Here is a 25,013-nt window from a genome sequence, read left to right as displayed (position 1 = left end):
GATTTTCACCGATGAACAACCTGCTTTATGAACAAAAAAAGCAAGTTATTAACAATTTTTGCTAAAATTAAAGAAAACACTTGCAAGGAACGGATTTCCTACTAAATTTGTGTATTAACAATTTTTTTTAACCAACAATTAATAACTAATTATTATGAACAAATCAGAATTAATCGATGCTATCGCTGCTGATGCAGGAATTACAAAAGCTGCGGCAAAATTAGCTTTAGAGTCATTTTTAGGAAACGTAGGAGCTACTTTGAAAAAAGGTGGTAGAGTTTCATTAGTAGGTTTTGGATCTTGGTCAGTTTCTGCTAGAGCTGCTAGAGATGGTAGAAACCCACAAACTGGAAAAACTATCCAAATCGCTGCTAAAAATGTAGTTAAATTCAAAGCTGGAGCTGAATTAGAAGGTGCAGTGAACTAAGTAAGAAAGTTCTCTAAACTTATAATATAATCAAAACCCTCCTATGGAGGGTTTTTTTATGCGGTTTAACGATTTTATTTGGGATTTTAAATATTTTATGATTAAATTTAATAAAAATTGTAGCCGTATGATTTCAGAAAAATTAAAAAAAGGACACCTGCTTATTGCCGAGCCTTCTATAATTGGAGATTTATCTTTTAATAGATCGGTAATTTTATTAGCAGACCATAACAAAGAAGGATCAATAGGATTTATCATTAATAAACCACTAAAGTATACTATTAATGATCTAATTCCTGAGATCGAAGCTTCTTTTAAGATATATAATGGAGGCCCTGTTGAGCAGGATAATCTATATTTTATTCACAATATTCCAGAGTTGATCCCGAATAGTGTCGAGATATCTAATGGAATTTATTGGGGAGGTGATTTTGAATCAACCAAAGACTTAATTAACGACGGATCTATTAGCAAAAATAATATTCGTTTTTTCTTAGGATACACAGGTTGGGACGAAAATCAGCTTGAGAATGAAATGCAGGGAAACTCTTGGATCATTGCTGATAATAGTTACAAAAACAAAATTATAGGAAAGTCAACCACTCATTTTTGGAAAGAACAAATTATTGAGCTTGGCGGAGATTATCTTATATGGTCAAATGCACCTGAAAACCCATATCTGAATTAATTTTCAGATATGGATTCATTTAGTTTTTGCAATAATAAATGAGCCAGATTACTGGTAAACTCCTTTTTTCGATATTTGGTTATCGGTTGTATTCCCATGATTACATTTGTTAGAAATAATTCGTCTGCTTTTTGAAGATCAAACGGCGAAATTATTTCTTCATGTACCTCTATACCTTCAACTTTTTTGGCCAATGCTAGAATTTGTTTACGCATTACTCCATTTAAACAACCTTCAGAGATTGGTGGTGTAATTAGTTTTTTACCCACAACCATAAATAAATTGCCTTGTAATCCTTCGACCACATTTTTAGTATCGTTTATCAAAAGACAATTTGCCAAACCATTTTCATGAGCAAAAACACTTCCCGTAACATTAATCATCTTATTAGTCGTTTTAATGGACGATAATAATTGTTTGGTTACATAGAAATCTTTATATAAATCAACTTCATATTCGCCTGATTTTAAAGCATAAACAACATTCTCAAGCGGTGTTGCATGAATTAAATATGAAACTTCATTAGTCTTTGGCAAATATAATCCGCCATCGTTTCTAAAAACAGTAATTCGGGCACGCGCTGATGCTGAAATTCCGTTTTGCTGAACCAGACTTAAAACTTGTTCTTCCAGAAACTCCATCGTAAAATTCATAGGAATTTCCATTCTAACAACACGCATTGAAGCCATCAATCGGAAATAATGATCTTCGAGAAACAAGATTTTATTGTTGACTATTTTTAGTGTTTCAAAAACACCATCTCCATACAAAAAAGCACGATTTTGAGTTAATATATTATCGTTCTGCTCTACTATGTTTCCGTTAAAATTGATCATAAAAAAACCCTGAATTTTGTTCAGGGCAAATATAAGGTATAAAATAGACTTTTACTAAACAGATCCTATAAGATGTTTCAGATCTGAGATCTGATTCTCCCACAATTGTTTAGCCTCGCCTACCTCTTCTTTTTCAGCAAAATCTACAACCATTAATGACACATCTTTAGTCAACTCATCAACTAAGATATGCAATTCAAAAAAGTATTCCGTATCCTTACTGCTTTCGTCAACCCATTTAAATTTTACTTTTTCTCCGGTTTTTTTAGAAGCCAAACGCGCTTTTTCCTGCGAGTCATTCCAAATGAAAGTGAAGAATTCGCCTCTTGAATTTACATTGTCTGCAAACCATTCTGACAAACCTGATGGTGTTGATATATATTGATATAATAATTGCGGCGAAGAATTTATAGGAAACTCGATTTCGTAACGTATTTTTGGATCCATGTGCTACTTTTAATTTTTTTGGAAATATAAGAATATATGTCCAAAAACAATGCATTTTTAAAAATATTTTTTTTTCTTCATTTTATTCTTGCAACCTTTAATATTATTTCTATCTTTGCACCCGCAATGAGGAACACGGTTCACTTGCAATCTTGGCGAGGTAGCTCAGTTGGTTAGAGCGCAGGATTCATAACCCTGAGGTCACGGGTTCAACTCCCGTCCTCGCTACAAAAAACAAAACCCTAATCATCAATTGATTAGGGTTTTTTTATTGAAATTATTTCTTCATTGTATAAAAAAATACAATAAGGAACTTTAAATAATTAAGTTATAACTCTAAATAATTAAATATCTTTAATACTTTTTAGAGACATGTTATAATTTTCATGTTGGAAAAAATCAAAAAGTTAACACGTTATAAATATGGACATAGTTAAATTTAAAATCACATCAAAAACGATAAAAGTAGAAGTACGCAATTCGAATAATTATGTTTTTAATTTTAATAATGCTTTAGATATTAAAAAAGAAGACAAAGATGTTTTATTAAGACTCTACAACGCATTAGAACTTCTTTTTAAGAAAGAAAACAATGCTGAAGTAAAAAACTATATTTCTCCCAACCAAACCAACATACTGGATCAGATTTCTGCCGCTGATAATAATAATAATTTAGAGCAGGAAGAATAAACAAACTATGTTTAGAAGAAAGAATATCTGTTTTCTCTTTATTAAAAGTCCAGAGATAATTTGTTATTAGCTTGTAATCAAAAAAGATTGGATTCTAATTTTCAAAAAGCCGGGCTTTTTATAATAACGTTTTGTTTTAGAAATACTAGCAATACTAAAACCACAAGATCAAATCGTGTCTACTATATAAAAACAAGTCCTTAATCATCGACTGATTAAGGACTTGTTTTTATTTATATTTAGAAAATATTCTCAAATCACTTCATTGCAAATACAGTAACATCTGCTTTACCATTTAGGAAACCTTGGGTATCGTACCAAAACTCAATTGATTTTAATTTTCGTTTTCCTCCTTTCAAATCAATTACTCTGCTTTCGCCACCTTTTGGTATATTGAATCTTGTATTAATATTTTCAGGCGCTCCGTCATCATAACAAACTACTATTCTTTGCATATTTAGAGGAGAATCTGTCACTTTAAATTTTATCCTTCTATAATAATCATGTGGCCCCGGTACATTTAGTGCATCATGATCTGCGGTGTGTTTAGCATGAACTGTTCCCAGAACTCTCCAACTTCCTGCATTTACTGCATTACTCCCAACACGATTTATTTTTTGTGCCTGACTAGTAAAACTAATTGCTGTAATACAAATTACTGTCAAAATAAAACCAAGATTCCTTTTTATTGCTCTCATAAGGTTCTTTATTTTTAAGATTATTATACTTTATAATGCCTTTCTATTTCTAGCCTTTCCTTATTAAATAAATTAAAATTTCATCTTCTAATTCCTTAGATAAATTTTCGACTTCTAATTTATGTTGAAAGTATTTTTCGAATTTTTTCTTATACTTTTCTGTTTTCAATTTACTTCTGCAATAATCATCGCAAATCGCTTTGAATTTGTCATCTACTAAATACAAAATCTTTAGAGATTCTATATAGTCCAGGAATTTTGCATTATATAACTCTTTTGGAACTGCCATAATATATATTTTTTTTATAAAATAAATTGAGTTCAAAAAACCACCAAATCGTAAAATGAAAAATAATAAACCGACTAATTAAAACTTTATTTATTGAAATCAAATCGCACTTTATTTCTTTAGACTTTGATCAAAAAAATAAAAATGTATCAAAGAGAAATCCTTTATAAAATTAAGTCATATTAAAATCTAAAAAAGCTATTTACAATTTAACTCTGTTTCATATTATAAAATGAAACCTGAAATTTGTTTAATTATACAAATGCAACATCAAAATTTATATAAAAACTCAACAATCACTAAAATTATATCAAATCAGCAAAAACAAAAGAATAGTCTTACTTAATTTTATACCCGTAAGAATATTGAGCGTTTTTTTATCCTTTAATTCCAAAAAATAACTGATTCGATCCTATTCTAAAAACTAAACTCCGTAAAAATGGAATCTCCGTTTTTTAAACTAATGTCAAAAATGAGTTAAAGTATTCTTCTGATTACAGTTTTTAAGTAATAAAAAATACTTTTGTTATACAAAAAAATCTTACATCACATATACCTAACCCCAATGTTTGCTGATATGGATAATGAAAAGTTTATTTTCTGTTTGGAAGGTGTTCCGGACATAGATACTCATGTCCCAACTCAAGTAGTAAAAAATCTGGAAGAAATCGCAATTCATCAAGGTATTACCAGCATTTATAAAACCTGCGACACAATTGAAGGTTTAGAAGAAAGTTTGAATGTATTACTTTATGAAGATCATAATTTTAAGGATTACGAAATCATTTATTTAGTAATGCCGGGTGAACCCAACAATATCTGTCTTCACGATTATTATTACAGTCTTGAAGAAATCGCAGAGTTGTTTGAAGGTAAGATGAAAGGTAAAATTATACATTTTGCCAATTTAAAAGTTTTGGACTTGAATGATGATGAAGCTCAATATTTTCTGGACATTACGGGAGCCAGAGCAGTTTCTGGCTATGGATCATCTTATAACAAAATAGCAAGTTGCAGTACTATAGACAAAGCTTTTTTTAGCCTATATCAGGAAAATGATGACATTATTGAGGTTGTCGAAGAGTTATACCAAAAGCATTATGCATTGTGCAAATTATTAGATTTTAGATTGTATTATTAGAATATGGAAACAAGTGAAAAAATAAAAACGTATGGAGCAAAGGGATTTCGCGAAAAATTTCTTGGTTTAGAGAATCCCATTCATAAACTTTTCAAAACAAATTCAGATTATTTTTTTTGTTTGAAAATAGAAGAAATAATGCAGCTTCAATATCCTGTTCCTCCTTCGAAACACGATTGTCATACCTTAATTTTTATTACTTCGGGGACGCATATTCTAAAGTTGGGTTTTGAAGAATGTCTGACCAATAAAAATGAAATCATTGTCGTTCCTGCAGGTCAGATTTTTTCAATCGAACATATTAATAGTAAGCATAGCGGTTTTATTTGTCAATTTAATCCAGATATTCTAATTGGAAAATATGGAAATATTGACATTATAAATGATTTTGACTTTCTAAAAATATCAGGGAATCCTAAAATTATTGTTTCAGAAAAAGATGCCGCTTTTATTACCAATATACTTAGCCGTCTTGAGGTTGAATATCTTGAAGCTGAAAAAATAAATTTAGATCTGATCCAGACTTATTTAATGACTTTGTTTTGTGAAATGAACCGAAACACAGTCAAAATTCCAAAGGGCGGAACTGCCGCTGAGGTTCTTACTGCCAGATTCAGAGAACTTATTTATCCGAATATCAAAACAAATCATCAGGTAAATCATTATGCTTCATTGCTTAATGTAACACCTAATCATTTGAATAAATCAGTTAAAGCCATAACAGGCAAATCTGCAACTTCTTGGATTGATGAGACCATATTGCTAGAAGCTAAGTATTTGTTGTATCAAACTACGCTTTCGGTAAGCGAAATAGCAATGCAGGTGGGACATGAGGATCAATCTTACTTTAGTCGTTTCTTTAAAAAACACGAAGCAATGAGCCCTGTTCAATACCGAAAAATGATTGATAAATCCTAATTATTGATTACAGAATCCTATTAACTGAAAAAGCATTTGTTGAAATTTGCCCTGTAAAAAAATGAGCAAATTATGATTTATGTTTTTAAAACTTCCATTGATACAAAATTGAAATTGGAGTTCGCGAATGCACTACTTTATGAATTACTGCCAAATTCCTTATGGAATTTTGACCTTGAAGATTGTGATAATATTTTGAGAATTGAAACTGAAGATGAAATAAGCGAAATGATGTTAAGAAATGAAATTTTTGATTGTGTCGAATTAGAATAATCCTTTTTACATCCAAAACCTCTTTTCAACCTCAACCTAGTATTATGGAAACTGTATTACATCAAAACAAGACTTTTGACACTATTGATTATTCTGATCAAAAACTATCAGATAATGAATTTGTAAATTGTGAGTTCATCAATTGCAATTTTTCTAAAAGTGATTTTAGTTACATTGATTTTTTAGATTGTACGTTTAAGAACTGTAATCTTTCGTTAGCAAGTCTAAAAAGTACCGGATTAAAGAATATTAAATTTATTGGCTGTAAGTTAATGGGGCTTGATTTTAGTGCCAGTAATAGCTTTTTATTTTCGATGAATTTTCAGGATTGTCTTCTTGATTATTCGACTTTCATTTACAAAAAATTAAAGAAGACCAACTTTATTGATTGTTCTTTAAAAGATGTAGATTTCTCTAATACTGATTTGTCTCTAGCAATTTTTAAAAACTGCGACCTCTCTAATGCCACTTTCGTGAATGTGAATTTAGAGAAAACTGATTTTAGGTCTTCCAGAAATTACGCTTTTGATCCTTCTGAAAATAAAATCAAAAGAACCCGAGTGTCTCATACTTCACTTGCAGGTTTACTTGAAAAATTTGATTTGGATATTGAGTAATAGTTTGTGTGTTTATGGCACACGGATTTTGCGGATTAAACGGGTTTTATTTTTGATTTTTTGTCATTTCGACGGAGGAGAAATCACATCTAATAATTCGACAAAGATTGGCGTTTTTCTTTGCGGAGTTTCTAGTGTGATTTCTCCTCCGTCGAAATGACAAACTAGACACGCAAGGATATTTCAAAGAAATTAAAAATCCGTTTAATCCGCAAAATCCGCGTGCCATTTACGCAAGCAATTATTACAAAAACCAAAAGAGGGATACAAAAACTGTATCCCTCTCTTTCTATAAAAACCAACCGTAGAAAAATGCTATTTTATCCAACGTGGATCTCCCACTATATTATCTTTTAATGTTTGATTTCCAATTGTAAAATTGCCATTTGCAGGATCTGCAAATTGAGGATTTAACGCAGTTCCTGATGCATCCGATTTTAATGGTGCGGTTGGACTGGCCAAATTAAGTGTTGGTGCATTAAAATAATTATTATTAGAAAATACTGGTGCTATAGTTGCTGCCTGATTAGCATATCTTGCAATTGTTTCGGCAAATAATGAATTACGAACAATTGTTGAGTTGGTCACAAAACGAATATAAAACATTTGATAACCACCTTGCGCGGTCGTATTTGTTACTTTATAAAAAGTACAGTTTTCTATTAATGTATTTGTTACTAAACCTGTACCAAATGCTGTGGTAGCATCTTCTCTTATAAAACCTCTGCCTGAAGCACAATTATTAAATGTACTTTTTGTTAAAACAATATTTGCTACGTAACTGGCTCTGAAATCTATACATTCTCCCGTTGACCCTGTATCTATATTTGTACAAATAGAATTTTCTACCGTTACAGATTCAATTTTGGCAACAGAACTACTTGGAGCATAAACCAAAGAACCTAGATAATCATGAATTACACAACCACTTATTAAAAGTTTACCATAAGTACCCGTTTGATTGTATTTTACGACTTCTGATAAAGCGGCATCTCCATTTAAATCTAAATCAATTAAACTTAAAGAACTAGCTGCGGCATTTAGGGTAAATTTTACATGCAATTTTGGTTTATCACCAACACGTAACCCTCTTATTGTAATAGGTTTATCTAAGATGATTTCGCCTTTGTAAACTTGATAATCATTAGGCATCAATACTAAGGTTGCACCTGAAGGAGCTGCAGCAATCATAGCATTTAAATCATCTGTAGGTTTTACCAAAATACCTGTTCCTATATCAATTCCGGTTTTAAACGTTCTAATTCCTCTTGTTTTAGTTCCGTTAAGCAAAGTAGCTGTATAATCTGTTTCACCTGTTAATCCGGTTACAACTGCAACTCCAGCTATTTTTTCTGCCGGTGTTATCGTATGGGTAATTCCGCCTGGAGCTAGTGTGATTTGTGTCAAAGTACTATTTGGAGTCCATCTTAATGTAACTTGTTTAGCCTCAATATCAGCATCATCAACAGGAAATAATATTTGCTCACTTAATGTTTTTGCTGTAGTGACAGACCATTTAGAATCTGCTAATCCTATTGCACTTACTCCTTTTACTCTTATTGAATAAACTGTTTCTCCTTCTAACGCAATTGTTACCGGAAGTTCTGTAGGCTCAACCTTAACCGTTTTGTAAATGGTTTTAAACTCAGCGTCATCTGCACTAAATTCTACTGTGTAGTAATCCACATCATCTTTTACTGTCCAATTTAATTCTACCGAAGTCTGATTTCTAACGATGGCTTTAAGTTCTAATGGAGAAAATATTCTATTTGCTCCTATATCTTCTAATACTGCTTCATTGTAGCTTTCGCAACCGGCAACTATCAATAAAAACATAGCCAGCAATCCTTTCAATATATATTTTGCTTTCATAATTATAAAACTATAATTTGTTTGTTAATTGTTATTAGTTACCCAAAACCCAGTCGTTCACCAATTGACCATTACTATTGTCAATAAACGTTTGCCAAATTGGCCAAAACTGTCTTTTATCAGGATTAACCCCGGCTTTGTATAATGTTGTTATTTTATTGTCTTCTAATTTATCCCAAGCTTTAGAAGTATAACCTACCGGAGCCTGATTTTCACCTCGGTTTAACCCATAAATATCTAATGTAATTCCGTCGTCTTTGTATTTGTAATACAATATCAAAGGCACTTCTTGATATTTACCGGTGCGAGTTTTCAAATCGGTCATTTTAACCTTAGCTTCGTCTAATTTTGTTTTTAACAAATTCCAACGTATAAGAGAAAATTTACGTTCCATTTCTCCTGTAAATTCATATTTATTCTCCTCAACAATAGCATCCATCATTGCTGCTTTACTTGTCAATGCATCTACGTAAGCATCTACTTTTACAGCCTGATTTCCTGAAGCAAAAGCTCTACGACGAATTTCTTTTAAATAAACCGCAGCAGATCCGGGACCTTCTAATTCATTCGCAACTTCGGCAGCAATTAAGAGCACTTCTGCATAACGCATATAAATTTTATTTACACCATCATCATTTGGCGCACTAACGATACGATTCATCCATTCAAAACGATATTTACCAAAATACCATGTCTGTAAATCTGTAAGTTCCTGTTTTGCTTTACCATTTGTGGCAGCGCCCCATTTATAAGGAACACAAGTAACATCTCTACGGGTATCAGCTTGGTCATAGTCATAAAAAACAAATGGCAATGGTCCGTTTACTCCGCCTTTATTAGCTCCCATTTGCTGAAACTGATCTACAGCATCGTGTCTTACAGCATAAGTAAACAACATTCTTCCTCGTGTAGGTGCAAAAGGAATTTCCCAAAGAGATTCTCCTCCGGCTGCTAAATTTTCCTGATTATATTTTTTCCATAAACCTTGAAAAGTTGGTTCTAAATGTGCAGAACCACTAGCAATAACTGAACGACATTCGTCTAATGCCAACTTATACATAGTTGCCATTGAAAGTTCAGGATCTGTACTTCTATGAACTCCGTCAGAATATTGCTGATATCCGCTTGCCATCATAGCCAAGCGAGCTCTCAAACTTTTTACAAAAGCCTTATTTACACGTTCTGTACTAGTTGTTACCGATGTTTCATTAGGCCATGCTACTAAAGTTGAAGCTTCGCCCAAATCAGCAATTAATTGCTTGTAAATTACATCACGGCTTGTTTTTGGGATATAAATAGTTGCTGTAGCAACTGGTTCAAAACGTGCAGGAACATCTCCCCAGTTTCTTACCAAATCAGCATAATAAATAGCACGTAATGTCAATGCTTCTCCCAGCAATTGCCCTAACTGTGTATTTGGTGCCGGATTACCATATAGACGCAAACCTCTGATACATAAATTAGCACGTTCAATTCCTTCATACATCATTGCCCAGGCATTTTTTGGCGAGTTCATTTCTGTATTATCAGCTTTAGGATCATACACCACCAGATCTGATTTAGCACCTTCACTAGAAGATGTCAGAAGCCACTCGCTATCTGTATTCAATCCCTGATAGGCTAAAAGTCTTCCTCTGTAGGACTGCTCTTCTCCAAATGAGACTTTTATTCCGTCAACAGCTCCTTGTGCAAGTTCAACATTAGAAAAGATCAATTCGTCACCTAATGTTGATTGTGCAGGAGTATCAAAAAATTCATCACCAAGATCCTGACAGGAAGTCAATAAACCTGAGATAATCAATCCTGCTATTATTATTTTATATTTCATTTTGATAAATTTTAAATTAGAAATTAAGGTTTAAACCGAAAACCAATTGTCTGCTTCGTGGATATGCTGAATAATCAACTCCTGGCGTTAGCGGTGTTTTTCTTTTTGTTGACACCTCAGGATCTGGACCAGAATAATTTGTAATTATAAAAACATTAGTTGCTGTAAAATAGAATCTTAACTTATTCACTCCCAATTTAGAGGTAAACGATTCAGGTGTAGTATATCCTAAAGTCAAAGTATTTAATCTAAAGAATGAACCATCCTCTACTGCCCAGTCTGTAAACATAAATTTTTGCATATATGGAGACCACATTGTTGTGTTAGCATTTAAAGCCGCTAACTCTGTAGGATCTGTCACTAATTGTCCTGAATCAGGATTTAAGTTTGTCCATCTTTTACCATCGGCCATTTCAGAGCTTAAATTCTTGTATTGTCCGTTTCGGTTTGCTGTAGAAAATTCCGCTTTATTGGCATTATATATATCATTCCCGATAGTCCAGTTGAAAGCAGCAGAAAGATCAAAACCATAAGCATTCGCATTAATGATTAAACCTCCTGTACTTTTAGGATTAGCATTCCCAATAATTGTTTGATCTGATGCCGTAACTTTATTATCTGCAGAACCATCAGTATTTTTCAACTTCATCATACCCGGTTGTACAGCACTGCCAATAACGCTTGTTGCATCAACAACACCTGCTTTTAAAGTATACTTTCCGCCTACGTAATCAAAATCAGAAACTTCATATCGTCCATCACTTTTAAAACCATACATTAATCCCATTGGAGAACCGGCATTAACGGCATAATCATTACCAATATCAGTCGATGCCCAATTCGTATTTACTCCAAAGTTGTCCATTACTCCAAGAGAATTGATTTTGTTTTTGTTAATACCAACATTCACAGAAAAGTTTAAACCAAAATTCTTCTTTTCGATTGCTATGAAATTTACAGTAGCTTCAAAACCGGTGTTTTGTGTTTCACCCATATTTCGGTACTGCGTTTTATATCCTGTTCCTCCTACCGGAAATTCTATTAACAAATCGCTTGTTACGTTTTTATAGGCATCAAAAGTTCCGTTTAAACGGTTTTTGAAAAATCCAAAATCAAGACCAATATTTTGCGTAACTGTTGTTTCCCATTTTAAATTTGGATTTGCCAAAACACTCGATGGAGCCCAGTAACTATCAAAACCATTTATATAAGCATTAGTAACAGACTGATAACTCTGCACTGTTTGTCCTACAGGAATATTATTATTTCCGGCTTCACCATAACTCAGTCTTAATTTAAGAAGACTTAACCATGAAGTATTTTTCAGGAAACTTTCTTCAGAAATCTTCCATGCCGCTGCCGCCGCAGGAAAATATCCCCAGCGATTATCGGCTAAAAATCGGCTTGATCCATCGGCACGAAAAGAAGCAGTCAATAAATAACGATCTTTATAATCATAATTCAAACGGCCGAAAAAAGACAATAATTTATCGTCAGGACTATAAAAATTATCCACTGAAAATGGTGTTCCCTGAGTGGTTAATTTCTTTGCTTCATCAAGATCAAAGAATTTCGGATAATTTAACATTGTCGTTGTTTCTACATTTGAAGTAGTCGTGATCATTTCTTCCCCAAAAAGCGCTGTCAAATGGTGGTTTTGTCCTAAGATATTTTTAAAATCGTAATTTAAAGTATTAGCATTTCTAAAACGTACATCTTTACGATCACTCATTACCATACCAGGTTTTCCTGCTCCTATTTTGGCAGTGCTTGAAAAATAAGTAGAAGATCCATAAAAACGATAATCAGAATAATTATAATTATCCAATCCTAAGTCACTTTGAAATTTCAAATTATCAATAAGCTTCCATCCAAAGCCTCCCAACAAATTGTAGTTTTTTCTGGATTGGTCACGGTCATTATCTGATATTGCCAAAAATGGATTTACTAAATAGCTATTTACACTTTGATCATCATTATCAGTCGTTAAACCTGGCATTGGAACCGGAGAATAACCAACACTATGGCGCAAACGGCTATCAAGCGATGAAACTTCATTTTGCTCATTTGCTCCTCCTCCATTTATTTCTGTATCAGAATAACGTACTGTAAAAGCAAGATCAATTTTATCACTTGCTTTGTTTTTTAATGCCAAAGACAAGTTGTTTCTTTTATAATCAGAACCAACCATAATTGCTTTCTCATCATAATAAGCATAATTAAAATTATAACTAAGCTTTTCATTACCTCCGCGAATTCCTAAATCACGGCTATTTACTTCGCCGCGACGGCCATAAATTTGCTTTTGCCAATTTGTACCTTTTACCCCATTATATAAATCACGATCCTGCCAGTTGCCAAAATACTTCGTATAAGAATTTGGATTACTCAAAATAGTTTTATCAGTCTGAGCAAGCAGAGCATATTCATATTGCCACTTTACAAAATCGTCAGCAGGAAGAACATCAATATCTTTAGCCAGGTTTTTCATTCCATAAAACATATTAAAACTAACAGCCATTTTTCCATCTTTACCCGTTTTAGTAGTTATGATAATAACCCCATTTGCACCTCTTGATCCATATATTGCAGTCGAAGAAGCATCTTTTAATACGGTCACCGATTCGATATTAGAAGCTGCAATATCACTCATACTGTTTACAGGGAAACCGTCAACAATAATCAAAGGCGAGGCATCTTGTGTCAATGATCCGCCACCACGGACTCTAATTTTAATATCTGCATCTGGAGAACCTTCGGTTGAAGTAACCTGAACTCCCGCTATTCTTCCTGTTAAAGCCTCTGCAACATTAGAAACAGGCACTTTCTTTAAATCATTTCCTGAAATTGAAGCAACAGCTCCTGTTAAATCTGATTTTTTTACGGTTCCATATCCAACAACAACCACTTCATTTAATGCATTTGAATCTTCAGTTAGACTCACATCTAATTTAGTTTTACCTGCAACAGCTATTTCTTTAGTTTTAAAACCTATAAACGAAAAAGCCAATACCGCCTTAGGATTCGTAAGCTTTATTTTATAATGCCCATCAAAATCAGTAGAAGCGCTATTTTTTGTTCCTTTCTCAATTATATTAACACCAGGCAAAGTCAATCCTCCACCATCCTTCACAGTACCTTCGAGTGTTAAATTTTGTGCACTCATACGATTGCTCATCAGCAAGCACAATAAGAAAACAACTGCAAAAGAACAATTTGCTCCTTTATTAAATAAATCTTTAAAATTCATGGTTAATTGTTTAAATTATTAATTGGTTTTATGGTTGTTCGTTTATTTTTATTCTTTTTTGTAACCTCTTATTTTCAATTCAAAGTTTCATTTTATCAGCAATAATACGCTTCTTTCGTTCATTAAATATCATTCTGGGACTTCATCAATTTATACAAATGCAATATTGTAATCGATTACACAAACATAGATATTTTTTTTATATAAAAAATTAATTTTCCCAAAAATTTCATAAATAAAATTATATATCAAAAATAAAAGTGGTTTTTTCTATGACATGTGTAATTTATATTACCAATAAATATTAAATATATTATTGTATAATATACATTTGTTTTGGTATTTCAGAAAAAAAACAATCGATTACATAATTGAATAATGCAAAATTATTAGTCAAGAAAAATATTACACACAAATCAATGCAGGAGAATTATTTTTTTGCGAAGAAATAAAAAAGACCACCAACAATTAAATTTTTAAGATGATAAGACTTAAACATTAGTTTAGTATTTACTAAACAAAAAAAGCCCTCAAACTAAAATTAGCTTAAGGGCTTTTACATATTTAAACAGCATTTTGTTCCATCGTAACATCTCATTGGTAACCTCAACAATCATGCGCTTTTTTTACGTTCCATAGGAACGTTTGTTTCGTGTCCAATACAATGCATACAATTTACCAAACATCCCTACAGGATGATATCGAATCGTGAACATTTTTTTTCTACCGATGAAATGTTCCGATGGAACAAAAAATGTTGTTTACGATATTTTTTATCAGATTGTTGTTGTTTTTTATATTCTGAATATTGGAAAACCGCTATTCATACTTATTTTTTAGGCATTCTGTAATTGCAAATTGCTTTTGTGTTTCTGCATTAAAGCAACAGTAATAATCATACCGGTAATCGCCATTCCAACACCTATAAGATTTGGAGAAGCATAACTGTAACCAGCTGCCAAAGGCAATCCGCCTAAAAAGGCTCCTAGAGCATTCCCAATATTAAAACTTCCCTGAAGCGCTGCAGAAGCAATCATCTCAGCACCTTTTGCTGTTTTAATCATTAACATTTGAATAGGCGCAATTACTGAAAAAGAAATAGCTCCCGTTAAAAAAGTCAGGAATAAAGAAATGTATTGATTATAAGAGAATAAGTAAACCAAGATTAAATCAATCGACATTACAAATAATAAAGCCAATACGGTTGGTGCCGGAGAAAATTTATCAGCAAGTTTACCGCCTGCAAAATTTCCAACAACCATTCCGAGTCCCGCCAAAATTAAAATGTATGAAACGTCTTCGGCAGCAAACTTAGAAACATTGATTAACAAAGGAGCGATATAACTAATCCAGGCAAACAGTCCTGCAAACCCAATCGCAGTAATTCCGATAATCAGCCAGGCTTCTGTTTTCTTAAAAAACAGTAATTGCGTTTTCATATTTACATTTCCGCTTTTCTCCAGATTTGGCATCCATAAAGAAATAAACAAAAACGTAAGCAAACCAACAACGGCAATTAATATAAAAGTATAACGCCAAACAAAATTGTGTCCTATATAAGTACCAATTGGAACACCAATTAAATTAGCCAGCGTTAAACCCGAAAACATAATCGCAATTGCCTGAGCTTCTTTGCCTTTGTCTGCCAAACGGCTTGCAACTACAGCTCCAACCCCAAAGAAGGCGCCGTGTGGTAATCCTGAAAGGAATCTCGATGCGAATAAAAAATTATACGTTGGTGCAATAATAGAAAGCGCATTAAAAACAGTTAACATCAAAGCTAATATTAAAAGCATTTTCTTTGGAGCTAAATTTCTTCCTAAGATTACTAATAAAGGAGCTCCTATAACAACGCCAAGAGCGTAAGCCGAAATTAAATATCCGGCAACTGGAATCGAAACTTTCATATCTGAGGCAATATCTGGCAACAAACCCATCATAACAAATTCGGTAATTCCGATAGTTAATCCTCCTAATGAGAGTGCAATAAGACTTTTTTTCATTTTGTTTTTACAAGAAAGGAATAGAATTTCTATGACGCAAAGTTAACGCTGTTAAACGCGAAAAAAGTTGTACATTTGCGATATAAACTTGTAAATTTATGCTATGCCGATCTTAAATCAATTCAAGACTTTAGTTATTGATGAGTTTGAAGATGAAAAATTTCACCTTCCGCCACACACGCATACTTATTATGAAATTATTTACATCAAAAAAGGAAGCGGAGTTCATCATCTCAATAACAATCTATTACCTTATAAATCGGGAGATCTGTTTGTGATTTCTCCGGAAGACGAACATTATTTTGATATTAAAAAAAGTACACGTTTCTTTTATATAAAGTTTACCGACAACTATTTTAATTCAAAACAGAATCTTACCTGTGATGAATTTTTAATTCATACTCCGGAAAGTTTCATGCGTGATAAAACACTCAAAGAAACGGTTCTTAAATTAGACGATCCCTGCAAAACCATATTAAAAAATACGATCGAAAACATTGCTGCTTATAATTGCAAAACAGATGTTTCTACCTCACCAATTGTATTTTATCAGATTCTTTCAATTTTTGGATTAATCAAAGAAACCATGCGCGGCCAGAATCTTGTTGTTAAAGGAAATTCTATTGATAACGAGCAAATCACATCTTATATCCATCAGAATATATACAATCCTAAATTAGTTCAAATTAAAGTGATTGCAAGTCATTTTAATATTGCCGAAACTTATTTTAGCGCTTACTTCAAAAGGACATTCACTATTAGTTATCGCGATTATATACATAATTTAAGAACGACTTTAATCGAAAAACGAATTCACAACAACCAATTACCAATTAAGCAAATTGCTTATGAATTTGGTTTTACCGATGAAAGCCATTTGTCAAACTATTTTAAAAAACGAAAAAACATGAAGCCTACAGATTTTAAGAAAACTTAAAATTGGAAATCTTAAATATGTAGCAGCTCTAAAAAAAAATATCTAAATTTGTATTTCTAAAACATTTTCATTGAGAAAAAAGTTCCGCATATTATTTCTTTTTTTAACTCTTGGCTTCTTCCTGATGTCCAATAGGGGTTATGCTTGCGGAAAAACTTCTGAAAAAACTTCTTGTGAAACGAAAACAGCTTCTAAAAAAGAAACTGCTGATTCTTGTCAAAAAGAGTGTTGCAAAGACAATCATAATTCGAAAAAAGACCAACATGGCTGTAACGGAAAATGCGATCATTCAGGTTGCACACCTTCAGGCTTAGTCTTTAGTTTGATTGCGACAAATGAATTTGAATTCGACAATAACCTATTCAATTTCTCTACTGAGAAAACTTCTTTACACCATAAAACCGCTAGTATTTCTGACGGTTTTACTTCTATTTGGTTACCGCCTAAAATAAAATAATTGTATTTCTGATAGCCATAATTGGGTTTTGTTTAACCGCAAAGTTCGCGGAGATTTACGCTAAACTCGCAAAGAAAAATTAAAATTATTTAACTTAGAGAAGAATTTACATTCTCTCTTAAAATCACATAAAATGAAAAAATCAATAGCAACTATAATCGCAATAATCGCATTAGTATTTAATGCAAATAGTATTCAGGCAACTTCAATCAAAATAGAAACAACTACAATTGAAGAAGCAGATTCAAATCAGTTACAAGCTGTTTATGATGCTTACTTTACTGTAAAAGATGCCTTAATTAAAAGTGATGCCAAATTAACTTCGGCGAAAGCCCAGGATTTACTGACTGCAATTACTGCGGTAAAAATGGATAAACTAAAAAGCAACGAACATACTGCATGGATGAAAGTCGTTAAAAAAATAACTGCTGATGCCAAAAGTATTTCTGCAACAACAGATCTTAAGAAGCAACGTGAGACTTTCAAATCACTTTCAAAAAATACTTACGATCTAATTAAAGTTTCTAAATCTACTGAGGTTGTTTACAAACAATATTGTCCAATGGCAGATGCTGATTGGTTAAGCAAAGAAAAAGCAGTTAAGAATCCTTATTATGGTTCTTCGATGCTAACTTGTGGAAATGTGGTAGAAACCATCAAATAAATATGACACTCTACATCAAAAACATGGTGTGTGGTCGCTGTAAAATGGTTGTGAAGTCTGAGTTTGAAAAACTCGGACTTCATACTATTTCTGTTGAATTAGGCGAAGTCGAACTGCAAGATCCAATTACCGAAAGCCAAAAAGAAGTTTTACTTAAAAATCTGCAAGCCTTAGGTTTTGACTTTATTGATGATAAAAAAAGTAAAACCATCGAGAAAATAAAAAATCTGATCGTCGATTTAGTTCATCACAGAAACAACGATCTTAAAGTCAACTTATCCGATTATTTAGTCGAAAATCTCAATCAGGATTACAGTACACTAAGCAATCTATTCTCGGAAGTTGAAAACACTACTATCGAAAAATATTTTATCAGTCAGAAAATAGAAAAAGTAAAAGAGTTATTAATCTACAATGAACTTTCGCTAAGCGAAATTGCCGATATTCTAAATTACAGTAATGTAGCACATTTGAGCAATCAGTTTAAGAAAATCACCGGCTTTACTCCTACTTACTTTAAACAACTGAAGGATAAAAAACGCATTCAGATTGAGAATTTGTAAAAAAGTTAATTTCTCGCAAAGCCGCAAAAGCGCAAAGTTTATTATTTAATGCCACAGATTAAAAGGATTTAAAAAATCTGCTTAAATCTGCAGAATCTGCGTGAAACAAAAAACTTTGCGCTTTTGTGGCTTTGCGAGATTATTACAAAACTTTGTAAAAACCGTTGCGCCCTTTGCGGTTAAATAATATTACAAATCATTCTCAAAATTATACAAACCGTTGTAAACCTTACTTCGGAAATTTGCATTGTAATACTTTAAATAATAGAAACAATGACTCATCAATATGTAATTTCAGGAATGTCGTGCGATGGCTGCCGTAAAAAAGTAGAGAAAACTTTAAACTCTGTAGAAGGAATTCAGGCCGAAGTAACTTTAAATCCTCCATTGGCAACTATAACAATGGAAAAACATGTCCCGACTGAAAAATTTCAAGAAGTCTTAACCGAAGCCGGAAAGTATACTATTGAGATGACTTCTTCTAAACCATCTTCAGAACCAGCGGTCAAATCTTGTTGTTCAAGTCATACTAAAGACAGTCATGCTGGTCATGAACATAAAAAAGAAACTACTGTAAAACATCAGCACAACCATAATCATAGCCACAATCATCATAATGCAACCGGAGTTTATTATTGTCCAATGCATTGCGAAGGTGATAAAACTTATGACAAACCCGGAGATTGTCCGGTTTGCGGAATGGATTTAGTTCCTCAAGTTGCCATTGGAACACAATTTACTTGCCCAATGCATCCGGAAATCGTTTCAAACGAACCTGGCGATTGTCCAATTTGCGGAATGGATTTGGTGCCAATGCAGGCTTCTGAAAACGAAGAAAACAAAACATACACTGACTTACTAAAGAAAATGAAGATTGCGATTTTGTTCACACTTCCAATCTTTATTATTTCAATGTCAGAAATGATTCCGGATAATCCTCTTTATAAAATAATGTCTATAGAAAACTGGAATTGGGTTCAATTCTTATTTTCAATTCCCGTATTATTTTATGCAGGCTGGATGTTTTTTGTTCGCGCCTATAAATCGATTATCACTTGGAATCTCAATATGTTTACCCTTATCGGGATTGGAACTGGTGTTGCCTTTTTATTCAGTATTGCCGGAATGTTTTTTCCTGATGTTTTTCCATCTGAATTTAAATCGCATCACGGAACCATTCATCTTTATTTTGAAGCCGCAACGGTTATTATAACTTTAGTTTTATTAGGACAACTATTAGAAGCCAGAGCACACGGGCAAACAAACGGAGCTATAAAAGAATTGTTGAAATTGGCTCCAACCGAAGCAACTTTGGTAGAAAACGGAAATGACAAAGTAATTTCGATTCATAATATTAAAAAAGGAGATTTATTACGTGTAAAACCTGGAGAAAAAATTCCGGTTGACGGAAAAATTACCACAGGAGAAAGCAGCATCGATGAAGCGATGATTACCGGAGAACCAATTCCGGTGGATAAAAAAGTGGGCGATATCGTAATTGCAGGAACTATAAACGGAACCAAATCTTTTGTGATGATTGCCGAAAAAGTAGGATCTGAAACCTTGCTTTCTCAAATTATACAAATGGTAAATGATGCGAGCCGTTCAAGAGCTCCAATCCAGAAATTGGCAGATCGTGTGGCAAAATATTTTGTTCCAACAGTTGTCGCTATTTCAATATTAACCTTTATTTTATGGGCAAAATTTGGTCCTGAACCAGCTTACATTTACGGATTAATCAATGCGATTGCGGTTTTAATTATCGCTTGTCCTTGTGCTTTAGGATTAGCAACTCCAATGTCGGTGATGGTTGGTGTCGGTAAAGGAGCGCAAGCGGGAATCCTGATAAAAAATGCCGAAGCACTCGAAAACATGAACAAAATCGATGTTTTAATCACAGACAAAACCGGAACAATTACAGAAGGAAAACCATCTGTCGAAAAAATCTACGCAGTTAATAATAATGAAGATCTTTTACTTCAAAATATCGCATCGCTAAATCAACACAGCGAACATCCTTTAGCGCAAGCCGTAGTCAATTTTGCCAAAGCTAAAAATCAAACTATACTTGACGTTCCTGACTTTGAAGCCGTTGCCGGAAAAGGAGTTATAGGAACTGTAAATAATTCAAAAGTAGCTTTAGGAAACAAAAAACTAATGCTTCAGGTTGGTGCTTCAATTTCTGAAGATATTGAAAATAAAATTATTGCCGAGCAAAATCTGGGTAAAACAGTTTCTTATATCGCCGTTGATAAAGTTGTTTTAGGCTATGTAACGATTACAGATGCTATCAAAGCAAGCAGTGCAAAAGCCATAAAAGATTTAATTGATCAGGGCGTTGAGGTCATTATGATGACGGGAGACAATGGTAATACTGCAAAAGCAGTTGCCGATCATTTACATCTAAGTTCGTTTAAAGCAGATTGTTTGCCTGAAGACAAACTGAAAGAAATTAAACGTTTGCAAGCCGAAGGTAAAATTGTAGCGATGGCAGGTGACGGAATCAATGATGCTCCGGCTTTAGCGCAAGCGAATATCGGGATCGCAATGGGAACCGGAACTGATGTTGCCATCGAAAGTGCCAAAATTACCCTTGTAAAAGGAGACTTAAACGGAATTGTAAAAGTGAAAAAACTAAGCCATTCTGTAATGAAAAACATCAAACAGAATCTGTTTTTTGCTTTTATCTATAATGTTTTGGGCGTTCCAATTGCAGCTGGAATTTTATATCCAGTATTTGGGATTTTGCTTTCGCCGATGTTAGCAGCTCTTGCCATGAGTTTGAGTTCGGTTTCGGTAATTGTAAACGCTTTAAGATTGCGAAATCTAAACCTTTAAAAAATCAACATGAAACTACATACTATTATACTTGTCTTTTTGATTGCCTTGAGTGCGCAAGCTCAAAAAGTAGTTCGTTACGATTTACATGTTCGGGACACTATTGTGAATTTTTCCGGAAAAGAAAAACGCGCTATCGCAGTCAACGGACAAATTCCGATGCCAACCTTAACTTTTACAGAAGGTGATATTGCAGAAATTTATGTTCATAACGATTTAAAAAACGAAGATACAGCATTGCATTGGCACGGATTATTTCTTCCAAATAAGGAAGATGGAGTTCCGTATTTGACTCAAATGCCTATTAAACCGGGAACAACACATAAATATACTTTCCCCATTATTCAAAACGGAACGTATTGGTATCACAGTCATTCTGGTTTGCAGGAACAAATTGGTTTGTACGGACTTTTCATTATTAATAAGAAGAAAGACGATACTACTTTTAGAAAAGGGATCCATGATTTACCAACTGTTCCTGTCATTTTAAGTGAATGGACAGATTTGAAACCAGAAAATGTTCAGCGAATGCTGCACAACGCCAATGATTGGTTTGCTATAAAAAAAGGAACAACTCAAAGTTATGCCGAAGCAATCAAAAAAGGGCAATTTTCTACAAAAGTCACTAATGAATGGAAACGCATGAATGCCATGGATGTGAGTGATGTTTATTATGAGAAGTTTTTAATTAACGGAAAAAATGAAGATCAGCTTTCGCAATTTAAACCTGGTGATAAAGTCAGATTGCGAATTGCAAACGGTGGTGCTTCCAGTTATTTCTGGCTTACTTATGGCGGTGGAAAAATAACGGTTGTTGCCAGCGACGGAAACGATGTTGAACCTGTAGAAGTCGATCGATTGATTATTGCAGTTTCTGAAACTTATGATGTTGTAGTTACAATTCCTGAAGACAATAAATCCTTTGCTTTTTTGGCTACAGCCGAAGACAGAACCGGATCAGCTTCTTTATTTTTAGGCGGTGGAACTAAACAACCTGTCAAACATCTTCCTAAATTGAAATATTTTGAAGGGATGAAAATGATGAACGACATGATGAAAATGAACGGAGAAATGAACGATATGGGCATGAAAATGTCTTTGAACAAAATGGACATGAATGCCGTAATGTATCCTGAAATTTCCGGAGAAGATGAATCTGCAAAAACCGAAGATCATTCTATGCATAATATGGAAGGCATGAAAATGGAGGAAATGAAAATGTCCAGCGATACAACAGAAACTGCCGAGATTACGACTTTGAATTATGGAATGCTGAAATCTCCAACAAAAACAACGTTACCAAAAGACGCTCCTGTAAAAGAATTACGTTTTGAATTATCAGGAAACATGAACCGTTACGTTTGGAGTCTTGACAATAAAGTAATTTCTGAAACGGATAAAATCTTAATTAAAAAAGGAGAAACTGTTCGGATTACCTTGTATAATGGATCAATGATGCGTCACCCAATGCATTTACACGGACATGATTTCAGAATTTTGAATGAACATGGCAAATATTCTCCATTGAAAAATGTGATCGATATTATGCCAATGGAAACGGATACAATAGAATTTCAGGCTAATGCCGATGGCGACTGGTTTTTTCACTGCCATATTTTATATCATATGATGGCGGGAATGGGACGCATTTTTAGTTATGAAAATTCAGCACCAAATCCGTTGATTCACGATCCAAAAATGGCGTATAAAATGCTAAAAATGGACGATCGAATGTTTCATTTTATGGCTGAGAATGATTTTGCAACAAACGGAAACGATGGCGAAGCAATGTTTAGCAACACGCGCTGGAGCATTGGAACCGAATGGAGATTGGGTTATAACAACGAACACGGTTATGAAACCGAAACCCATATTGGTAGATATATAGGTAAAATGCAATGGTTTATGCCTTTTATTGGTTTTGACTGGCGTTACAGAAGAATGGGAATGGACGAACAGGAACAAAATATGTTTGGACAAAAAAACACGAAAGACAATCGTTCGGTTTTTAGTGCGGGTATGGAATATACTTTGCCAATGCTGATAAAAGCTCAAGTTGAGGTTTATACCGATGGAAATGTGAGAATTCAATTTGAACGAAAAGACATTCCGCTTTCCAGACGTTTACGAATGAACTTAATGTGGAATACGGATAAAGAATATATGGCTGGTTTGAAATATATATCGGGCAGAAACTTCGGGATTACTACTCATTATGATAGTGATATGGGAATTGGTTTTGGGGTAAATCTGAATTATTAATTATTTATATTAGCTCAGAAATAAAATCAATTTTGTCAAAAACAGAAATTCAAATGAGCGAAATTATAGAAAACGGATATTGTTATATTGAATTTCATTTTACAGATGAAAAAAACTTTGAAGATTTAAAACATACATTCGAAATAATAAAAGACACCAAAAACAATTCAATTAAAAAAGATGATGCATTTTGGATCAAAGAATTTCCTGAATACGCTCTGGAGAAGTTTACGTTCTTAGATTCAGATTTAAAACCGAGCTTTCATACAAATAATAATACACAATCTAAATGGCATTTTTATTCTCTTATCGAGTTGCTATCCATAAATTACGAAATTGAATATATTGATCTAAAAAAGACTTCCAATAATCAGGGCATACTTATATATGATGCCTATTCTTATCCATATGGAGGAGCAGACGGCTTAATAAATTTTATAGAATCTTTTAATTGTAATGTAAAAATTTACGATGATGGAACCGGAATCTATACTTATCCAACGAATAAAAAAGACTCAAAATGGAATTTACAATGGTTTAAAAAACTATTCAAAACAGCTATACTTTTATTTTTATTAACTTCAATTATAAGTTGTAAAAACACAGAGAAAGATTTACAATTTGAAAAAGATGTATTGTATGAGGTTTATCCTGCTCTTATTGATTCGGTTTGGGTAAATGCTGTTCTTACTTATGTTCCGCCTGCGCCTCCAGGAGTATATCCCTCGGAATATAAATTGAATAGGCGAAATGAATCAAACAAACGATTCAATAGAGAACTAGCAGAATTTAAACAAAAGAAATTTCCTGTTGATCTTGTTTTCTTTGATGGAGTGATTATAAGAGACAATTCTAAAGAACTTCAGAAACATTTTAAAGATGCTATAATATCCAAAGATAATGTTACAGACACACTTGAATATAAACTAGACAGAAAAAAACTGGATACCTATACCGCTTTTCATCTTAAATATATTTCCAGAATACCACGTGGGAATGATAGGATATTTTATAATGAATGTTGCTATTCTGTACGAGGAATAATTATTCTAAGTAGAATTCAATTTGATGACGAAAAAAAATATGGCGTTCTCACCGCAGGAGTTGAATGTGGTGGTATGTGCGGATATGGATATCTAATCTATATTAAAAAAGTAAATGATAAATGGGTCATTGATAAAATAGAAGATGGCTGGATTGTGTAACATATAATCATTTATAAATCATTAACTTATCGTTGACAATTTCTAAAACTAAATCGTATTATATTTGAAAAACATCTTCAATCAAAAAAAGAAAAATACTTAACAATTAA

At 33.1% G+C, this 25,013-nt stretch carries 22 protein-coding genes and 1 tRNA gene; 15 read left to right on the top strand and 8 right to left on the bottom strand.

Annotation, left to right across the window (positions count from 1 at the left end; translation table 11 throughout):
- Positions 1 to 154 precede the first annotated feature (154 nt).
- Both LPB88_RS20305 and LPB88_RS20300 read left to right on the top strand, forming a co-directional pair.
- A complete protein-coding gene (locus LPB88_RS20305; RefSeq protein WP_017498096.1) occupies positions 155 to 427 on the top strand; it encodes an HU family DNA-binding protein in 273 nt (90 codons plus the stop codon).
- Between the two features lie 127 nt (positions 428 to 554).
- Positions 555 to 1,115: a YqgE/AlgH family protein gene (locus LPB88_RS20300; RefSeq protein ID WP_089353007.1), complete on the top strand. Its 561-nt coding sequence runs from the start codon at positions 555 to 557 to the stop codon at positions 1,113 to 1,115.
- Here the strand turns inward: LPB88_RS20300 and LPB88_RS20295 are convergent.
- Positions 1,112 to 1,951 (bottom strand): aminotransferase class IV, encoded by an 840-nt coding sequence (locus LPB88_RS20295; protein ID WP_230717496.1) that lies wholly within the window; start codon positions 1,949 to 1,951, stop codon positions 1,112 to 1,114. The two genes, LPB88_RS20300 and LPB88_RS20295, sit on opposite strands and share 4 nt — an antisense overlap.
- A 54-nt stretch (positions 1,952 to 2,005) precedes the next feature.
- Positions 2,006 to 2,398: an START-like domain-containing protein gene (locus tag LPB88_RS20290; RefSeq protein WP_026984135.1), complete on the bottom strand. Its 393-nt coding sequence runs from the start codon at positions 2,396 to 2,398 to the stop codon at positions 2,006 to 2,008.
- Positions 2,399 to 2,552: 154 nt separating this feature from the next.
- Here LPB88_RS20290 and LPB88_RS20285 point away from each other — a divergent pair.
- Together LPB88_RS20285 and LPB88_RS20280 are read left to right on the top strand one after the other, a co-directional pair.
- Positions 2,553 to 2,626 (top strand) — tRNA-Met (locus LPB88_RS20285).
- Between the two features lie 195 nt (positions 2,627 to 2,821).
- Positions 2,822 to 3,088, top strand: a complete 267-nt coding sequence (locus LPB88_RS20280; RefSeq protein WP_230717495.1) for a hypothetical protein — start codon at positions 2,822 to 2,824, stop codon at positions 3,086 to 3,088.
- Between the two features lie 257 nt (positions 3,089 to 3,345).
- Here the strand turns inward: LPB88_RS20280 and LPB88_RS20275 are convergent, their stop codons facing one another.
- Together LPB88_RS20275 and LPB88_RS20270 are read right to left on the bottom strand one after the other, a co-directional pair.
- Entirely contained in the window at positions 3,346 to 3,786 is a 441-nt protein-coding gene (locus LPB88_RS20275) for a hypothetical protein (protein WP_230717494.1), read from the bottom strand.
- Positions 3,787 to 3,835: 49 nt separating this feature from the next.
- Positions 3,836 to 4,075, bottom strand: a complete 240-nt coding sequence (locus LPB88_RS20270; protein ID WP_230717493.1) for a hypothetical protein — start codon at positions 4,073 to 4,075, stop codon at positions 3,836 to 3,838.
- A gap of 577 nt (positions 4,076 to 4,652) precedes the next feature.
- Here LPB88_RS20270 and LPB88_RS20265 point away from each other — a divergent pair.
- The 4 genes from LPB88_RS20265 (at position 4,653) to LPB88_RS20250 (ending at position 7,024) form a co-directional block, all read left to right on the top strand.
- Positions 4,653 to 5,216: a DUF6642 family protein gene (locus tag LPB88_RS20265; RefSeq protein WP_230717492.1), complete on the top strand. Its 564-nt coding sequence runs from the start codon at positions 4,653 to 4,655 to the stop codon at positions 5,214 to 5,216.
- Between the two features lie 3 nt (positions 5,217 to 5,219).
- Entirely contained in the window at positions 5,220 to 6,134 is a 915-nt protein-coding gene (locus LPB88_RS20260) for an AraC family transcriptional regulator (protein ID WP_230717491.1), read from the top strand.
- Between the two features lie 72 nt (positions 6,135 to 6,206).
- Positions 6,207 to 6,407, top strand: coding sequence for a hypothetical protein (locus tag LPB88_RS20255; protein WP_230717490.1), 201 nt, complete (start codon positions 6,207 to 6,209; stop codon positions 6,405 to 6,407).
- A 44-nt stretch (positions 6,408 to 6,451) separates the two neighbouring features.
- The gene (locus tag LPB88_RS20250; RefSeq protein ID WP_230717489.1) at positions 6,452 to 7,024 is read left to right on the top strand and encodes a pentapeptide repeat-containing protein; all 573 of its coding nucleotides are present in this window, start codon (positions 6,452 to 6,454) and stop codon (positions 7,022 to 7,024) included.
- 315 nt (positions 7,025 to 7,339) lie between these two features.
- On the opposite strand, the gene LPB88_RS20245 is transcribed toward LPB88_RS20250, so the two are convergent.
- From LPB88_RS20245 to LPB88_RS20230, 4 genes are all read right to left on the bottom strand, one after another.
- The gene (locus LPB88_RS20245) at positions 7,340 to 8,896 is read right to left on the bottom strand and encodes a DUF5123 domain-containing protein (protein ID WP_230717488.1); all 1,557 of its coding nucleotides are present in this window, start codon (positions 8,894 to 8,896) and stop codon (positions 7,340 to 7,342) included.
- Positions 8,897 to 8,930: 34 nt separating this feature from the next.
- Positions 8,931 to 10,724 (bottom strand): RagB/SusD family nutrient uptake outer membrane protein, encoded by a 1,794-nt coding sequence (locus LPB88_RS20240; RefSeq protein WP_230717487.1) that lies wholly within the window; start codon positions 10,722 to 10,724, stop codon positions 8,931 to 8,933.
- A gap of 16 nt (positions 10,725 to 10,740) precedes the next feature.
- Positions 10,741 to 13,974 carry a TonB-dependent receptor gene (locus LPB88_RS20235; protein ID WP_230717486.1) on the bottom strand — a complete coding sequence of 1,078 codons (3,234 nt, stop codon included), beginning with the start codon at positions 13,972 to 13,974 and terminating at the stop codon, positions 10,741 to 10,743.
- Between the two features lie 836 nt (positions 13,975 to 14,810).
- Entirely contained in the window at positions 14,811 to 15,977 is a 1,167-nt protein-coding gene (locus LPB88_RS20230; protein ID WP_230717485.1) for an MFS transporter, read from the bottom strand.
- Between the two features lie 103 nt (positions 15,978 to 16,080).
- On the opposite strand from LPB88_RS20230, the gene LPB88_RS20225 reads away from it, so the two are divergent.
- From LPB88_RS20225 to LPB88_RS20195, 7 genes are all read left to right on the top strand, one after another.
- On the top strand, positions 16,081 to 16,914 hold the full coding sequence (locus tag LPB88_RS20225) for an AraC family transcriptional regulator (RefSeq protein ID WP_230717484.1): 834 nt from the start codon (positions 16,081 to 16,083) through the stop codon (positions 16,912 to 16,914).
- Between the two features lie 70 nt (positions 16,915 to 16,984).
- Positions 16,985 to 17,371, top strand: coding sequence for a hypothetical protein (locus LPB88_RS20220; RefSeq protein ID WP_230717483.1), 387 nt, complete (start codon positions 16,985 to 16,987; stop codon positions 17,369 to 17,371).
- Between the two features lie 133 nt (positions 17,372 to 17,504).
- Positions 17,505 to 18,035 carry a DUF3347 domain-containing protein gene (locus LPB88_RS20215; protein ID WP_230717482.1) on the top strand — a complete coding sequence of 177 codons (531 nt, stop codon included), beginning with the start codon at positions 17,505 to 17,507 and terminating at the stop codon, positions 18,033 to 18,035.
- 2 nt (positions 18,036 to 18,037) lie between these two features.
- Positions 18,038 to 18,598: an AraC family transcriptional regulator gene (locus LPB88_RS20210; RefSeq protein ID WP_089352876.1), complete on the top strand. Its 561-nt coding sequence runs from the start codon at positions 18,038 to 18,040 to the stop codon at positions 18,596 to 18,598.
- Between the two features lie 273 nt (positions 18,599 to 18,871).
- Positions 18,872 to 21,436, top strand: coding sequence for a heavy metal translocating P-type ATPase (locus tag LPB88_RS20205; protein WP_230717481.1), 2,565 nt, complete (start codon positions 18,872 to 18,874; stop codon positions 21,434 to 21,436).
- A 9-nt stretch (positions 21,437 to 21,445) separates the two neighbouring features.
- Positions 21,446 to 23,698 (top strand): multicopper oxidase family protein, encoded by a 2,253-nt coding sequence (locus LPB88_RS20200; RefSeq protein ID WP_230717480.1) that lies wholly within the window; start codon positions 21,446 to 21,448, stop codon positions 23,696 to 23,698.
- Positions 23,699 to 23,751: 53 nt separating this feature from the next.
- On the top strand, positions 23,752 to 24,903 hold the full coding sequence (locus tag LPB88_RS20195; protein WP_230717479.1) for a hypothetical protein: 1,152 nt from the start codon (positions 23,752 to 23,754) through the stop codon (positions 24,901 to 24,903).
- Positions 24,904 to 25,013 lie beyond the last annotated feature (110 nt).

This window comes from Flavobacterium sp. JAS, assembly GCF_020991455.1.
Taxonomy (GTDB): domain Bacteria; phylum Bacteroidota; class Bacteroidia; order Flavobacteriales; family Flavobacteriaceae; genus Flavobacterium.
Note: the sequence above shows the minus strand (reverse complement) of the source record. Positions and strands in the feature narration are given on the sequence as shown.